Origin of the sequence: Aestuariivirga sp., from assembly GCF_047602625.1 — a bacterium.
GTDB lineage: Bacteria > Pseudomonadota > Alphaproteobacteria > Rhizobiales > Aestuariivirgaceae > Aestuariivirga.
In genome coordinates this window covers 219136-235097 of the sequence record NZ_JASGGV010000002.1, presented here as the reverse complement: position 1 = coordinate 235097, position 15962 = coordinate 219136, and the positions used below count along the sequence as shown (strand labels likewise).

Sequence of the window (15962 nt, the reverse complement as noted above, 5' to 3'; positions counted from 1 at the left end):
CCGTTGCTGCGATTGATCCACACCGATGCGGCGCTCCCGGAGGGCGCAGGGACCATCGCCGTGTCGGGCCTCACCGCCGACAGCCGCGAGGTGAAGCCCGGCTATGTCTTCGCCGCCTTGCCCGGCACAAAAGTTGATGGCAGCAGCTTCATCGGAAAAGCCATTGAAGCGGGCGCCGTGGCCGTCATCGCGCAGCACGGGGAGTCCGCCTCCGTGCCCGTCATCACAACGGATAATCCGCGTCGCCTGTTTTCGCTCATGGCGGCGCGCTTCTTTGGCCGCCAGCCCGACACCATCGTCGCCGTCACGGGAACGAGCGGCAAGACATCGGTTGCCACCTTCGTGCGCGAAATCTGGACGGAGCTGGGTTTCCGCGCCGCCAGCCTCGGCACGGTCGGCGTCGTCTCGCCATCGGGCGTCATCGAACTCGATCACACGACGCCCGATCCGGTGCGCCTGCATCAGGTGGTGGCTCAGATCGCCGATGACCACGTCAAGCATCTGGCCATCGAAGCCTCGAGCCACGGGCTCGACCAGTACCGCCTCGATGGGTTGCACATCGCGGCGGCGGCGTTCACCAACCTGTCGCATGACCATCTCGACTATCACCCCACGGAAGACGCCTATTTCAACGCCAAGATGCGGCTGTTTGAAGAACTGCTGCCGAAGGGCAGCCCCGCCGTCATCAATGCCGATACGCCGCGCGGCAAGCTGGCGGCTGAGCGCTGCAAGGTGCTGGGCCTCGATCTGTGGACGGTGGGCCGCGACGGCGAAACCATTCAGGTGCGCGATGTAAAGCGCGAAGGCTCGGGCCAGCATGTCACGCTCGAGGTGAAGGGGCGGGCCTATGCCATCGACCTGCCGCTGGTCGGCGATTTCCAGGTGTCGAACGCACTGGTGGCGGCGGGCCTGGTGCTGGCCACCGGGGGCGATGAGAAGATCGTCATGCACGCGCTCGAAATCGCTGAAAGGCGCCAAGGGCCGGCTGGAGCTTGTGGGGCGCAGCAATAAGGGCGCCGCCATTTTCGTCGATTACGCGCACAAGCCCGATGCGCTGGAGAATGCCATCGCGGCGCTCAGGCCCTATACGACCCACAGGCTTTCCGTGGTGTTCGGCTGCGGTGGCGACCGTGACCGCGCCAAGCGGCCGATCATGGGCGAGATCGCCACACGGCTCGCGGATGCGGTTTACGTCACCGACGATAATCCGCGCACGGAGGATGCCGCGTCGATCCGCGCCGCCATCATGGCTGCGGCTCCGGGCGCCACTGAGATCGGCGACAGGGCCAAGGCCATCCGTACGGCGGTTGATGCGCTTAAAGCGGGCGACGTGCTGGTGGTGGCCGGCAAGGGCCATGAGGAAGGGCAGAAGGTGGGCAAGACCGTGCATCCGTTCAGCGACCATGAGGCCGTGCGCGCGGCGATTGCCGGAAAGGATTATCATGGCTGATCTGCCGCTGTGGAGCCCTCAAGAATTGATCGCCGCCACCGGCGGGCGCATCGAAGGCGTGGTGAGCAAGCCGCTGAACGGCGTCGCCATCGACAACCGCGCCATCGCGCCCGGCGATATTTTCGTCGCCATCAAGGGCGAGAACCATGACGCGCATGATTTCGCGGCCTCGGCGCTCAAGGCGGGTGCCGGCATTGCCATGGTCTCGCGCACCACGGAGGATATGAAAGACGCGGGGGCCTTGCTGATCGTCGCCGACGATCCGCTGCGCGGGCTTGAGAATCTCGGCATCGCCGGGCGGCAGCGCAGCCACGCGCAGATCATCGGCGTCACCGGCAGCGTCGGCAAGACCAGCAGCAAGGAAATGCTGAAGGTGGCGCTCTCGGCGTCGGGCCTCACCCATGCCTCCGCCGCCTCGCTCAACAATCACTGGGGCGTGCCGCTCACGCTCGCCCGCATGCCGCGCGAAACCGCCTATGCGGTGATCGAGATCGGCATGAATCACGCCGGCGAAATCACGCCTTTGGTCGGCATGGCGAAACCGCACACCGCACTTGTTACGTCGATTGCCGCCAGCCATCTCGGGCATTTCGCGTCACTTGGCGAGATCGCCGATGCGAAGGCGGAAATCTTTTCCGGCGTCGAGCCTGATGGCAACGCCGTCATCAACCGCGACACGCCTTATTTCGATCAGCTTGCCGCCGCGGCGAAGAGCTTCGGCATCCGCAACATCGTCAGCTTCGGCCGCCATGCCGATGCCGATGTGCGCCTTGAAAGACTCGTGCTGCACACCGAATGCTGCTGTGTCACCGCGAAGGTGATGGGCGAGGATGTGATCTACAAGCTGGGCCTTCCGGGCGAGCACATGGCGCTGAACAGCTTAGGGGTCTTGGCCGCCGTCAAAGTGATGGGCGCCGATCTCGCCCGCGCGGCGCTTGCATTGGCCACCGCCAAGCCCGCCAAGGGCCGTGGCGTGCGCGAGCATCTTGCCGTTCCGGGCGGCGACATTCTGCTGATCGATGAAAGCTACAACGCCAACCCCGCCTCGGTGCGCGCCGCCCTTTCTCTGCTGGCGCAGGCGCAGCCGAAAAAAACCGGCCGCCGCATCGCCATCCTGGGCGACATGCTGGAGCTCGGCACGCAAGGCCCCACGCTTCACGCCGAGCTCGCACCTGTGCTCGACGAGGCGAAAGTCGATCTCGTCTATGCCGCAGGGCCGTTGATGGCGAATCTGTGGGCGAAGATTCCGGCGGCCAAGCGCGGCAATCACGCGCCCACCATTGCCGAGCTCCGCGACGAGATCGTCAATGCGATGCGGCCCAATGATGTGGTGATGGTGAAGGGGTCGCTCGGCTCCAAGATGGGGCCATTGACCGACGCGCTGCGCCGCGCCTATCCGCCTGTCAGCAAGGATGTTTGAGCAATGCTTTATTACCTTCTGACCAGCCTCACCGACGAATTTTCGCCCTTCAACGTGTTCCGCTACCAGACGACGCGCACCGGCGCTGCCATCCTCACGGCACTGGTGTTCGTGTTCCTGTTCGGCCAGCGCATCATCGCGCTCCTCAAAGTGAAGCAGGGGCGCGGCCAGCCGATCCGCAGCGATGGGCCGCAGCGCCATATCGTGGAGAAGGCGGGCACGCCCACCATGGGCGGTCTGATGATGCTGTTCGGCATCTGCTTCGCCACGCTGCTGTGGGCGGATCTGTGCAATCTCTATGTCTGGGCGGTGCTGTTCGTGACCCTCGGCTTCGGGGCCATCGGCTTCTATGATGATTTCCTGAAGGTCACCAAATCGACGACGCGCGGCTTTTCCGGCAAGCTCAGGCTCGGCGCGGAATTCCTGATCGCCGGCATTGCGGTTGCCTGTTTCATGTGGATCGGCGAGCGTCCGCTTTCTACCTCGCTCGCCGTTCCCTTCTTCAAGGATGTGCTCATTCCCTTCGGCATCTTCTTCGTGTTCGTTGGCATGTTCGTGGTGGTGGGGGCGGGCAATGCGGTGAACATGACGGATGGGCTCGACGGCCTCGCCATCGTGCCGGTGATGATCGCCGCCGCGAGCTTCGGCCTCATCGCCTATCTGGTCGGCAACTTCAATTTCTCGGAATATCTGCAGCTGCATTTCGTGAAGGGCACGGGCGAGCTGGCGATCATCTGCGGCGCCATCGTTGGGGCGGGCCTGGGCTTCTTGTGGTTCAACGCGCCGCCCGCCATGATCTTCATGGGCGATACGGGTTCGCTGTCGCTCGGCGGCGCGCTGGGGGCCATCGCGGTCGCGGTCAAGCATGAGATCGTGCTGGGCATCATCGGCGGCCTGTTCGTTCTCGAAACGGCCTCGGTCATCATCCAGGTCGCCTCCTTCAAGATGACGGGCAAGCGCGTCTTCGCCATGGCGCCGCTGCACCATCATTTTGAGCAGAAGGGCTGGAAAGAACCAACCATCGTCATCCGCTTCTGGATCATCGCCTTCGTCTTGGCGCTGCTCGGCCTCTCGACGCTGAAGCTGAGGTAGGCGCATGTTTCCCGCCGCCAGTTTCAAGGACAAGAGGGTCGCCGTCTTCGGGCTCGCGCGCTCGGGCACGGCGATGATCGAGGCCCTGCGTCTCGGCGGCGCTCACGTTTTTGCGTGGGATGATTCCGAGCCCGCCGTGGAAAAGGCGAAGGCGGCGGGGCTTCCCATCGCCAATCTGCATGAACTCGATTTCTCGACGCTCGATGCGCTGGTGTTGAGCCCCGGCGTGCCGCTCACCCATCCGGAACCCCACTGGACGGTGAAGAAGGCCCGGCACGCGAAGATCGAGATTATCGGCGACACGGAAATTTTCGCGCGCGAGGCGAAGCGGGCGGGCGCCAAGACCGTCGCCATCACCGGCACCAATGGCAAATCGACAACCACCGCGCTCACCGGCCATGTGCTGAAAGCGGCGGGGCGCGACGTTGATGTGGGCGGCAACATCGGCACCGCCGTGTTCCTCATGCGCCAGCCGGTGAAGGACCGCATCTATGTGCTGGAACTCTCCTCGTTCCAGATCGATCTCATGCCGGGGCTTTCGCCCGATGTTGGCATTCTCACCAACCTCACGCCCGATCATCTCGACCGCCACGGCAGCATGGAACATTATGCCGATGTGAAAGCGCGCATGTTCGCGCAGCAGACCACAGGGCAGACAGCGCTATGCGGCGTTGACGATGACTGGTCGCACGCCATCGCGGAGAAGATTTCAACCGGCGCGGATGTGCGGCGCGTTTCCGTCCTGCACCCGCTCGAAGATGGCATCTCGGCTCCCGATGGCATCCTGCGCGACAGGCGCAACGGCAGCGAAGCGGCGCGTATCGATCTCCGCGCCATGCCGTCGCTCAAGGGCGCGCATAACTGGCAGAACGCCTGCATGGCCTATGGCGCGGCGGCAGCACTTGGCGTTCCGGTGTCCGCCATCGAAGCGGCGATGAAAAGCTTTCCCGGCCTCGCGCACCGCATGCAGGAGGTGGCGCGGCTCGGCAGCGTCGCCTTCATCAATGACTCCAAGGCCACCAATGCCGATGCGGCGGAGAAGGCGCTGTCCTCCTTCGAGAACATTTACTGGATCGCCGGCGGCATCGCCAAGGCGGGCGGCATCGAACCGTTGAGGCCGCTGTTTCCCCGCATCGCGCGGGCGTATCTGATCGGTCAGTCGGCGGGCGAGTTCGCGCAAACGCTCAACACTGTGCCCCATACCGTGTGCCGCACACTGGACTACGCTGTCAGGCTTGCGGCGTCTGATTCAAAAGTAAGGCCCGGCTCCGTCGTGCTGCTTTCCCCGGCCTGCGCGTCGTTCGACCAATATCCCAATTTCGAGGTGCGCGGCGATGCCTTCGTCAAGGCCGTCTCGGCACTTCCCGGCATCACCATGAAACACGAGGATCAAACCCATGCTGCTCGGCCGTAGCGATCGCGGGCTTCTGGCCCAATGGTGGTTCACCGTGGACCGCGTGCTGATGTCGGCGGTGCTGCTGCTCATGGCGGCGGGCGTGCTGATCTCCATGGCGGCGAGCCCGCCGGTGGCCGAGCGCATCGGGCTCGACTCCTTCCACTTCTTCAAGAGCCAGCTTCTCTATCTGCTGCCTGCCGTCATGGTGCTGGTCACGCTCTCCTTCTTCACGCCGAAGCAGGCGCGGCGCACCGGCTTCGCGCTGTTCTTCGGCGGGCTGGCGCTGATGGTTGCCGCCGTTCTATGGGGGCCCGAGATCAAGGGCGCGCACCGCTGGATCTATATTGGCCCCATCAATCTGCAGCCCTCCGAACTTGCAAAGCCCGGTTTCGTCATCATCGCCGCGTGGTTCCTGGCCGAACACACCAAGCGGCCGGACATGCCGGGGCAGGTCATCGCCGGCCTGCTGTCGCTCGTCTTCATCGGCCTGCTCGTCATCCAGCCCGACTTCGGGCAGACGGCGCTCGTCGTCCTCACGCTCGGCTCGATGCTGCTGATCTATGGCATCCCGTGGATCGTGGTGATGGGGCTGGCGGGTCTCGTGAGCGTGGGCATTCTCGCCTCCTATCTTCTCGTGCCACATGTCGCCTCGCGCATCGACCGCTTTCTCAATCCCGACAAGGGCGACACGTTTCAGGTCGACACGGCAACGCAGGCCTTTCACAATGGCGGCTTCATGGGCACCGGCCCCGGCGGCGGCGAGGCGAAGCTCGTGCTGCCCGACGCGCATACGGATTTTGCCTTCGCCGTGGTGGGCGAGGAATTCGGCTTCATCGCCTGCGTGCTGCTGATGCTGCTCTTCGCCTTCGTGGTGCTGCGCCTATTGCAGCGCGCCAAGGAGGAGCCCGATCCGTTCCGCGCGCTGGCGGCAAGCGGCCTTGCCATCATCTTCGGCTTTCAGGCGGTCATCAACATGGGCGTGAACGTGTCGCTGCTGCCCGCCAAGGGCATGACGCTGCCGTTCATTTCCTATGGCGGCTCGTCGCTGATCGGCATGGCCTTTGCCATGGGGCTGGCGCTGGCGCTGGGCCGCAGGCGGGCGGGCATCGTGTCCTCCGTGGCGCTCCAGCCTGTTGCGGCATAAGCGATGGCAGGTGAACGGCCCCTCATCGTCCTTGCCGCGGGCGGCACGGGCGGGCATCTCTTTCCCGCCCAGGCGCTGGCCGAAGAGTTGCGGCGTCGCGGCTATGACATTCATCTGATGACGGATGAACGGGTGCGTGACTATGGCAAGAACTTCCCCGCCAGCGCCACACACGTTGTTCCCTCCGCCACGCTGTCACTGGGCAAGCCGCTTCAGGTGCCGGGCCGGGCATTCCGGCTTTACAGGGGATACCGGCAGGCGAGGGGCATTCTCGCTTCAGTGAAGCCCAAGGCCGTGGTGGGTTTCGGCGGCTATCCGTCCTTCCCGCCCATCCTTGCGGCGTCGCGCCTTGGCATCCCGTCTTGCGTGCATGACCAGAACGCCGTAATGGGCCGCGCCAACCGCATGCTGTCGCGCTTTGCCACCAGGGTGGCCTCGTCGTTTCCGGTGCTGATGGGATTGCCGGAGCAGGCAAAATCAAAACTCGTGGTCACCGGCAATCCGGTACGCGACATCGCGCTTCAGGAAAAGGCAGCGCCTTACCCTTCGCTCACGGCTCAGGAGCCGTTCAACCTTCTGGTGTTCGGCGGCAGCCAGGGGGCGCGCTTCTTCGGCGAATTCATGCCGAAGGTGATCGCCGCGCTTTCACCTGAAATGCTTGCAACGCTTCATCTCGTGCAGCAGGTGCGCCCCGAAGACATGGAGCAGGTGAAGAGCGCCTATGGCAGCCTCTCCTTCAGCTTCGATTTGCAGCCCTTCTTCATGGACATGCCGAAGCGCATCGCCGCTTCGCATCTCGTGGTCTGCCGCTCCGGCGCTTCGACCATCGCGGAGTTGGGCGTCATCGGCCGCCCGGCCATCATGGTGCCGCTGCCGCATGCGCTCGACAATGACCAGCTTCGCAATGCCGAGAGCTTCGCCAAGGCGGGGGCCGGGTGGATTCGTCCACAGGCGGAGCTTGAGCCGAAAGCGTTTGCCCAATTTCTGACACGCCTCCGGTATCAGCAGGGCGAACTGGCCGAAGCAGCCGAAAAGGCGCTCGGCCACGGCAGGCCGGATGCCGCATCCAGGCTCGCCGATCTCACCGAATTTCTTGCAGGGACGCATTCAAAATGAAATTGCCGCGCGACGTAGGCCCCATCCATTTCATCGGCATCGGGGGGATCGGCATGAGCGGCATCGCCGAAGTGATGGCGACGCTGGGCTATACCGTGCAGGGCTCGGACCTTGCCGACAATTACAATGTGGCGCGGCTGCGCAAAGCCGGAATCGCCGTCGAGATCGGCCACCGCGCCGAAAACGTCGGCGACGCGCAGGTGGTCGTCGTGTCCTCCGCCGTGAAGCCCGACAATCCGGAATTGGTGGAAGCGCGCAACCGCTATCTGCCCATCGTGCGCCGCGCCGAAATGCTGGCCGAGCTCATGCGCTTCAAATCCTGCGTGGCGGTGGGCGGCACGCATGGCAAGACGACCACCACCTCGCTTGTCGCGGCGCTTCTCGATGCCGGGAGCTTCGATCCCACCGTCATCAACGGCGGCATCATCAATGCCTATGGCACCAACGCGCGTCTCGGCAAGGGCGACTGGATGGTGGTGGAGTCGGATGAATCCGATGGCACCTTCGTCAAGCTGCCCGCCGATATCGTGATCGTCACCAACATCGATCCCGAGCATCTCGATCATTACGGCACCTTCGAGAAGGCGAAGGAAGCCTTTCTCGCCTTCGTCGAGAACATTCCCTTCTATGGCTTCGCCGTGCTGTGCATGGATCATCCTGTCGTGCAGGAGCTGATCGGCCAGGTGAAGGACCGCCGCGTCATCACCTATGGCCGGAGCCCGCAGGCCGATGTGCGCCTGCTTGATGTGGGATACAGCGATGGCGAAACCCGTTTCTCGGTGCGCCTCACCAACCGCCGCACCGGCGTCACGCATGACATTGAAAGCTTGAGCCTCGCCATGCCGGGCGATCACAATGCGCTCAATTCCACGGCGGCGCTGGCGGTGGCCAAGGAACTGGGCATGAGCGATGATGCGATCCGCTCTGGCTTCAAGAGCTTCACCGGCGTCAAGCGGCGCTTCACGCGCACCGGCGCCCATGACGGCATTACGGTGTTTGACGATTATGGCCATCACCCGGTGGAGATCGCGGCGGTGCTGAGTGCCGCGCGGCGCGTCACCCAGAACAATGTTGTGGCCGTCATGCAGCCGCACCGCTACACGCGGCTTGCGAGTCTTTTCAATGACTTCTGCACCTGTTTTAACGATGCGGATCAGGTGATCGTGGCGCCCGTCTATGCGGCGGGCGAACAGCCGATCGAGGGCGCCACCCATCTCAATCTCGTCGAGGGCCTCAAGGCGCGCGGCCACCGTGCCGTTCATTCCATCGACACGCCGGAGCAGTTGGCGCCCCTCGTCAAATCCATCGCCAAGCCGGGTGATATCGTGATCTGCCTGGGTGCCGGCACCATCTCGCAATGGGCCTATGCGCTGCCGGGCCAGCTTGCAGCGCTTGATGGCGCGGATGCCGCCTGATGGCGAAGCTCGATGGCGATACGCTCTTGAAGCGCTTGCCCACTGTGCGCGGGCGGCTGGAGGCCAATGCGCCGCTCGCCGATCTCACATGGTTCCGCGTTGGCGGCCCGGCGGAGGTGCTGTTCGCGCCTGCCGATGAGGATGATCTGGCGGCGTTTCTCTCCGCCACGCCGAAAGATGTTCCCGTCTATGTGATCGGCGTGGGATCAAACCTTCTGGTGCGCGATGGCGGCGTGCCGGGCGTGGTGATCCGCCTTGGCCGCGGCTTTGCCGATGTCACGGTGGAAGAGGGCCATCGCGTGCGGGCCGGAACGGCGGCGCTGGATGTGCGCGTGGCGCGCACGGCAGCGGAGGCTGGTATCGATGCATTAACCTTTCTGAGAGGTATACCGGGCACGATTGGCGGCGCGCTGCGGATGAACGGCGGCGCCTATGGTGGGGAAACCCGGGACATTCTCGTGGAAGCGCGGGCGGTGGACCGGTCAGGGACGCGTCACGTGCTGAGCAACGCCGATATGCATTACAGCTACCGCCATTCGGGCGCGGCGGATGATCTGGTATTCACCGAGGCGCTGTTTCAGGGAAAGCCCGGCGGCAAGGCTGCAATTCAGGCGGCGATGGACAAGATCACCGAAAGCCGCGAGGCCACACAGCCGATCAAGAGCCGCACCGGCGGCTCCACCTTCAAGAATCCGCCGGGGCACAAATCCTGGCAATTGATCGACAAGGCGGGCCTGCGCGGCTTCGCCATCGGGCCCGCAAGGATTTCCGATCTTCATTGCAACTTCCTCATCAACGAAGGCGGAGCGACTGCCGCGCAGATCGAGGAACTGGGCGAAACAGCGCGCGCCCGCGTGCTTGAGACGTCGGGCGTCACGCTCGAGTGGGAGATCAAGCGCATCGGCATTCCGGCGGAGGCGCACTGAGATGGCAAAGCGCATTCCGAGAGACACAACGGTTGCGGTGCTGATGGGCGGCTGGTCGGCCGAACGGCAGGTGAGCCTGTCCTCCGGCGAAGCCTGTTCCGACGCGCTCCGCGAAGCGGGCTTCAATGTCGTTCCGATCGACGTCAAGCGCGAGCGCATTGTGCCGATCCTGCAGGACCTGCAGCCCGATGTGGCCTTCAATGCGCTGCACGGCAAATGGGGCGAGGATGGCTGCGCCGCGGCGATCCTCGAGACGCTGCAAATCCCCTATACGCATTCGGGCGTGCTCGCCTCGTCGCTGGCGATGCACAAGGAAAAATCCAAGATCATTTTCCGCGCCGCCAATATTCCGGTGGCGGAGAGCAAGATCGTCGATCTCGAAACCGTCGCCGCCCAGCATGCGATGCCGGTGCCCTATGTGGTGAAGCCCATCGCCGAAGGCTCGAGCGTCGGCGTTCACATCGTCACGCAATCCTCGAACGGGCCGCCTTCCATCGTGCTTGAGCAGCGCGAGATTTTCGGCAGCCACGCGATGGTCGAGCGTTTCGTGCCCGGCCGCGAACTCACCTGCGCGGTGATGGGTGACGTGGCGCTGGGCGTCATCGACATCGTATCGAAAGGCACCTTCTACGATTACGTGTCGAAATATGCGCCGGGCGGTTCGCAGCATATTCTCCCGGCGGATATCCCCGTGGAAATCTATCGCAAGTGCCAGCAATATTCGCTGATGGCGCATGCCGCGTTGGGCTGCCGGGGCATCAGCCGCTCCGATTTCCGCTACAACGATCAGGCGGGCGGCGAGGGCGAGCTGATCCTTCTCGAAGTGAACACCCAGCCCGGCATGACGGGCACCTCGCTAGTGCCGGAGCTCGCGAAACACGCCGGCCACTCCTATCCCGAACTCGTCACCTGGATGGTCAATGACGCGAGTGTGGATCGATGAAAAAAAATCACCGCAAGCCGCGCCTGAACATTGCCGGATTCCTCCAATGGGGTGAGCAGGGGCGGGTGCGCTTCGCGGCGCGCAGCAGTGCCGTCCTGTTTCTCGGCATCACCATCGTCCATGCCATCGTGATCGGCGATTATCTCAACTATGACGGCAGCCCGTGGCTGAAGCTGCCGGGCAAGATGGCGGGCGTCGTCGGCATGGCGGCGGAAGACATCACCATCAAGGGCCTCGTGCATCAGGATGCCGAGACGGTGCTGGGCGCCATCGGCGTGTCGCCGGGCGGCTCGCTTCTGGGATTTGACGCCGCGCAGGCGAGGCGCACGCTGGAGGGTCTCGACTGGGTGCAGCAGGCCAAGGTGCAGCGCCTGTTTCCCAACCAGCTTGAGATTTCGCTGGTTGAGCGCGTGCCGGTCGCCATCTGGCAGCACGACGATACCTATTCGGTGATCGACAAGGAAGGAACGCCGATGAGCGGCTTCACCGCCGCGCAGGTGGTCACGCTGCCGCTCGTCACCGGGGCTGGCGCCAATACGGCGGCGGCGGAATTGATTAACCAACTTTCAGCCAATCCGGATTTATCATTGCAGGTGAAGGCGGCGGCGCGCGTGGGGAACCGGCGCTGGACGCTTTATCTCGACAGCGGCGTGACCGTGCTTCTGCCGGAAAACGGCATGAAGGATGCGCTGGCGCAGCTCAAGACCATGGATGAGACGCAGCAGATTCTCTCGAAAGGCATCCGCTCCGTCGATTTCCGCATCGCCGATCGGGTAACGGTGGCGGTGGCGGAAATTCCCGCCGACGATCCGGCGGTGAAGAAGAAAAAATAGTGTGTTCGCGTTAGGGGACTGGGGACATGACGGTGGTGCAGTTGCACACGAAGACGGGAGCCAAGAATAATGCTCCTGCGAAAGGCACGGTGGTGGCGGCCCTTGATATCGGCTCCACCAAGATCAGTTGCCTGATCGCCGAGGTCAATCCGCCCAAGCACCGCACCGGCGACGCTGAGGAGCGCAATGTGCTGCGCGTGCTGGGCGTCGGGCATCAGGCGTCGCGCGGCGTGCGCTGTGGCGCTGTCGTCAATGTAGACGAGGCCGAGCGCGCCATCCGCATGACGGTGGACCAGGCCGAACGCATGGCCGATCACACGATTTCCGAAGTTCTGGTCAGTGTCTCGGGTGGCCGCCCGCTGTCGCGCATCCATGCCGCCGCCATCCAGACGGTGACGGGGCAGGTCGGCCCCAACGACATGCGCGCCGTTCTCGACACGGTTCTGGCTGATGTCGATCCCGGCCGCCGCACCATCCTGCATCTCTCGCCCATCCAGTATCACCTCGATGACGCCAAGGGCGTTCACGCGCCGCTCGGCATGTTTGGCACCACGCTGGGGCTGGAGCTTGGCGTCGTTACCGTCGAGCCCGCGCATCTACAAAACCTGTCGCTCGCCATCGAGCGCGCCCATCTCGGCACGGCGGGCTTCGTCGTCTCGCCCTATGCCGCGGCAAAAGCGGTTTTGGCCGACGATGAAATGACGCTCGGCACCATTGTCATCGACATGGGCGGGGCGACGACCAGCTTCGCCATCTTCCACGATGGTGCGCTGGCTTTTTCCGATGTCGTGCCGCTGGGTGGCCAGCACATCACCAACGACATTGCGCGCGGCCTCTCCACCACCATTGCCCATGCCGAGCGCATGAAGACCATGTGGGGCTCGGCACAGGCGCTCCAGGCCGATGAGCGCGAGATGATTGCCGTGCCGCTGCTGGGTGAGCGTGGCGTCGATACGGTGCAGAAAGTGCCGAAGTCGATGCTCACCAACATCATCCGGCCCAGGCTTGAGGAAATCTTCGAGCATGTGCGGAGCCGCATCGACGCGGCACCCGCAGCCCATCTGGCCGGTCATCGCGTGGTGCTGACGGGCGGCGCAAGCCTTCTCACCGGCATGCGCGAGGTGGCGATGCACCTTCTGGGCCGGCAGGTCCGCATGGGGCTTCCCGCCCATCTCCAGGGCATGCCCGAGAGCGCCCACACGCCGGGCTTCGCGGTGGCGGCGGGTCTCCTGAACCACGCGCTCAAGCCGGACGTCCATTACGCATTGCCCCAGCACAAGGCGCGGCAATTGTCGGATGCCCAGCACGGCTACATGCGCAAGATGGGCCGCTGGATCGCCGACAGCTTCTGAGATTTCGCATCACGCAGCGTCATCCGGCGGGCTGGTTTTCCGGCCTGCCGGTGCGCGTCCTTCAAAGTGAACCGAACCTTTCCAGAACGGATCAATTCGATTCAATTTTGAGTCTCTTCCGAGGGGGTTGGTTAGCGCTTGTTAACCATTTGTTATGGTTTGGGTAAGAAACATGGATTCGGGCAAATCATTCACCGGGCGCCAAAAAATGACAATCAATCTTACCGTTCCGAACCTGCAGGATCTCAAACCCCGTATCACGGTGTTTGGCGTCGGCGGGGCGGGCGGCAATGCTGTCAACAACATGATTGAAAGCCGCCTCGAAGGCGTTGAATTTGTTGTGGCAAATACCGACGCACAGGCCCTCATGCAAAGCGCTGCGCAGCGCCGCGTGCAGATGGGAACGGCCCTCACGCAAGGCCTGGGCGCGGGCTCCCAGCCGCAGATCGGCGCCGCCGCCGCTGAAGAGGCGCTGCCGGAAATTCTCGACCATCTGGCGGGAGCGCATATGTGCTTCATCACCGCCGGCATGGGCGGCGGCACCGGCACGGGTGCGGCTCCGGTCATTGCGCGGGCCGCCAAAGAGCAGGGCATCCTCACCGTCGGCGTGGTCACCAAGCCGTTTCATTTTGAAGGTGCACGCCGCCAGCAGACGGCGGAAAAGGGCATCGAGCTTCTCGCCAAGCATGTCGATACGCTGATCGTCATTCCCAACCAGAACCTGTTCCGCGTGGCGAACGAGAAGACCACCTTCGCCGCCGCCTTCGCGATGGCCGACCAGGTCCTCTATTCGGGCGTCGCCTCGATCACCGAACTGATGACCAAGGAAGGCCTCATCAATCTCGACTTCGCCGACGTCCGCGCCATCATGAGCGAGATGGGCAAGGCGATGATGGGCACCGGCGAAGCCACCGGCGAAAAGCGCGCCATCGAAGCCGCCGAAGCCGCGATTTCCAATCCGCTGCTCGACGACGTGTCGATGCGCGGCGCGCGCGGCCTGCTGATCTCGATCACCGGCGGTCCCGATCTGACACTCTATGAAGTGGACGAAGCCGCCACCCGCATCCGCGAGGAAGTGGATCCGGAAGCCAACATCATCCTCGGCGCCACCTTCGATGAATTGCTCGAAGGCACCATGCGCGTGTCGGTGGTCGCCACCGGCCTTGCCATTGAAGGCGCGGTGAAGGCCGATGGTGAAGCAGCCGCCGAGCAGGCTCCCGCTGGCCCGGTTTTCGGTTTCACCGGCAAGAATTCGCTGCCGCCCAAGAAGCCGGTCGTTCAGCCCGCACCCATGGTGGCACGTCCCGCCGCCATCCAGCAGCCGGTGATCCAGCCTGTCGTGCAGCCGGTCATGCAGGCCGAGCCTGACTATGTCGAAGAGGCGCAGCCCGAGCCGGTGCGCCAGCAGCAGCCGCAGCGCCCGCGGATGCCTGCGGTTGAGGAATTCCCGCCCCACGCGCAGAAGCAGATCGCCGCCCAGCAGAACCGCATTGCCAGCATTGCCGAGCATGCCGAGCGCAAGAAGGCGACGGGCTTCTTCGGACGCCTCGCCAATGTCGGCCTTGGCCGCAAGGACGATCCCGTGCCGCAGCACCGCGAACCGGTGATGTCGGCCCCGCAGCAGCGCCCGCAGATGACGGCGCCCGCGCCTGCGCCCCGTCAGGCGCCGCCGCCGGCACCCGTTCATTCGCATATCGATCCGGGCCTTGACGATGACCAGCTGGAAATTCCAGCCTTCCTGCGCCGCCAAGCCAACTGATTGACGGATAAAAAGATTTCGGAACCCGGCGGTCACACTTCTGCCGGGTTTCGTGCATCTATAGAGGCTCATTCCCGGGTCTGGCGGCGGCTGCGCCGCCACGATTAGAGCGGGACCAGATGGCTCCGGGGGATTCGGAAGACTGTGGCTGATCGGACAGCAATGACGGGACGTGGACGGGCGTGGCGCACCGCCGCGCTGATGGCTCTGGCGCTTCCGCTGTCAGGCTGTGCATCCGGCCTGATGGACGGGTTGCTGGGCGACAGCACAACCTCGACTTCCGCCGCCTCATCGCCAAGCGGATTGGGAGGTGCCGTCTCTCCCGATCTCGGCATGGCGGGCGAGGGCGATGCCGTCGCCAAACTTTACAACGACGGGTTGGCCAGCCTGCAAAAGGGCGAATTCAGCAGCGCGCTGAAAAAGTTTGCCGAAGTCGAGCGGCAATATCCCTATTCCGCTGCCGCCACCAAGGCGATCCTGCTCGAGGCCTACGCGCATTATCAGACCGGCAAGTTCGACGACACCAAGAACGATGCCAACCGCTTCATCACGCTGCATCCCGGCCACAAGGATGCGCCCTACGCCTATTACCTGATCGCGCTCTCCAACTATAACCAGATCAACGACACGAAGCGCGACCAGTCGGCCACCAAGGATGCGCTCACCGCGCTCGAGGAGGTGCAGCGGCGCTATCCCGGCACGGCTTACGCCGAGGATGCGGGCCGCAAGGCGCTGATGGCGAAGGACCATCTGGCCGGTCAGGAAATGGAAATCGGCCGCTACTACTACAATCACGGCTCCTATCTGGCCGGCATCAACCGCTTCAAGCGCGTGGTCATCGAATACCAGAACACAACGCAGGTGCCGGAAGCGCTCTACCGCCTCTCGGAAGGCTACATGGCTTTGGGCGTGGTGTCGGAAGCGCAGACGGCGGCGGCCGTGCTCGGCCACAACTATCCCAATTCCGAATGGTACAAGAGCGCCTATCAGCTCGTCTCATCCGACGGGCAGGCCCCGCAGGAAAATCAGGAAAGCTGGATCAGCAAGGCGTTCCACAGCCTCAATCCGCTTTAATGTGCCTGGCGCCTGGCCGCGCCGTATGTGCTCATTATGTTC

12 protein-coding genes and 1 pseudogene are annotated in these 15962 nt (G+C 63.9%); all 13 read left to right on the top strand.

Annotated features, from left to right (window positions below):
* Positions 1–6: 6 nt before the first annotated feature.
* The 13 genes and pseudogenes from QM694_RS05770 to QM694_RS05710 all read left to right on the top strand — a co-directional run bounded on the left by QM694_RS05770 (position 7) and on the right by QM694_RS05710 (position 15920).
* Positions 7–1450: pseudogene (locus tag QM694_RS05770) on the top strand (UDP-N-acetylmuramoyl-L-alanyl-D-glutamate--2,6-diaminopimelate ligase).
* A complete protein-coding gene (locus QM694_RS05765; protein WP_415005996.1) occupies positions 1443–2870 on the top strand; it encodes a UDP-N-acetylmuramoylalanyl-D-glutamyl-2,6-diaminopimelate--D-alanyl-D-alanine ligase in 1428 nt (475 codons plus the stop codon). The pseudogene QM694_RS05770 and the gene QM694_RS05765 overlap by 8 nt, the downstream one beginning before the upstream one ends.
* A 3-nt stretch (positions 2871–2873) precedes the next feature.
* Positions 2874–3962, top strand: coding sequence for a phospho-N-acetylmuramoyl-pentapeptide-transferase (gene mraY / locus QM694_RS05760; protein WP_415005995.1), 1089 nt, complete (start codon positions 2874–2876; stop codon positions 3960–3962).
* A 4-nt stretch (positions 3963–3966) separates the two neighbouring features.
* Positions 3967–5376, top strand: a complete 1410-nt coding sequence (murD, locus tag QM694_RS05755) for a UDP-N-acetylmuramoyl-L-alanine--D-glutamate ligase (RefSeq protein ID WP_415005994.1) — start codon at positions 3967–3969, stop codon at positions 5374–5376.
* Positions 5363–6502, top strand: coding sequence for a putative lipid II flippase FtsW (gene ftsW / locus QM694_RS05750; protein WP_415008578.1), 1140 nt, complete (start codon positions 5363–5365; stop codon positions 6500–6502). The genes murD and ftsW overlap by 14 nt, the downstream gene beginning before the upstream one ends.
* Before the next feature lie 3 nt (positions 6503–6505).
* Positions 6506–7618 carry an undecaprenyldiphospho-muramoylpentapeptide beta-N-acetylglucosaminyltransferase gene (gene murG / locus QM694_RS05745; protein WP_415005993.1) on the top strand — a complete coding sequence of 371 codons (1113 nt, stop codon included), beginning with the start codon at positions 6506–6508 and terminating at the stop codon, positions 7616–7618.
* Positions 7615–9033, top strand: a complete 1419-nt coding sequence (gene murC / locus QM694_RS05740) for a UDP-N-acetylmuramate--L-alanine ligase (RefSeq protein ID WP_415005992.1) — start codon at positions 7615–7617, stop codon at positions 9031–9033. Before murG ends, murC begins: the two co-directional genes overlap by 4 nt.
* A complete protein-coding gene (gene murB / locus QM694_RS05735) occupies positions 9033–9959 on the top strand; it encodes a UDP-N-acetylmuramate dehydrogenase (RefSeq protein WP_415005991.1) in 927 nt (308 codons plus the stop codon). The genes murC and murB overlap by 1 nt, the downstream gene beginning before the upstream one ends.
* 1 nt (position 9960) lies before the next feature.
* Entirely contained in the window at positions 9961–10902 is a 942-nt protein-coding gene (locus QM694_RS05730; protein WP_415005990.1) for a D-alanine--D-alanine ligase, read from the top strand.
* Positions 10899–11735 (top strand): cell division protein FtsQ/DivIB, encoded by an 837-nt coding sequence (locus QM694_RS05725; protein WP_415005989.1) that lies wholly within the window; start codon positions 10899–10901, stop codon positions 11733–11735. The genes QM694_RS05730 and QM694_RS05725 overlap by 4 nt, the downstream gene beginning before the upstream one ends.
* A 26-nt stretch (positions 11736–11761) precedes the next feature.
* Positions 11762–13087, top strand: coding sequence for a cell division protein FtsA (ftsA, locus tag QM694_RS05720; protein ID WP_415005988.1), 1326 nt, complete (start codon positions 11762–11764; stop codon positions 13085–13087).
* 208 nt (positions 13088–13295) lie between these two features.
* Positions 13296–14846, top strand: a complete 1551-nt coding sequence (ftsZ, locus tag QM694_RS05715; RefSeq protein WP_415005987.1) for a cell division protein FtsZ — start codon at positions 13296–13298, stop codon at positions 14844–14846.
* Positions 14847–15008: 162 nt separating this feature from the next.
* Positions 15009–15920, top strand: coding sequence for an outer membrane protein assembly factor BamD (locus tag QM694_RS05710; protein WP_415005986.1), 912 nt, complete (start codon positions 15009–15011; stop codon positions 15918–15920).
* The last annotated feature ends 42 nt before the right edge of the window (positions 15921–15962 follow it).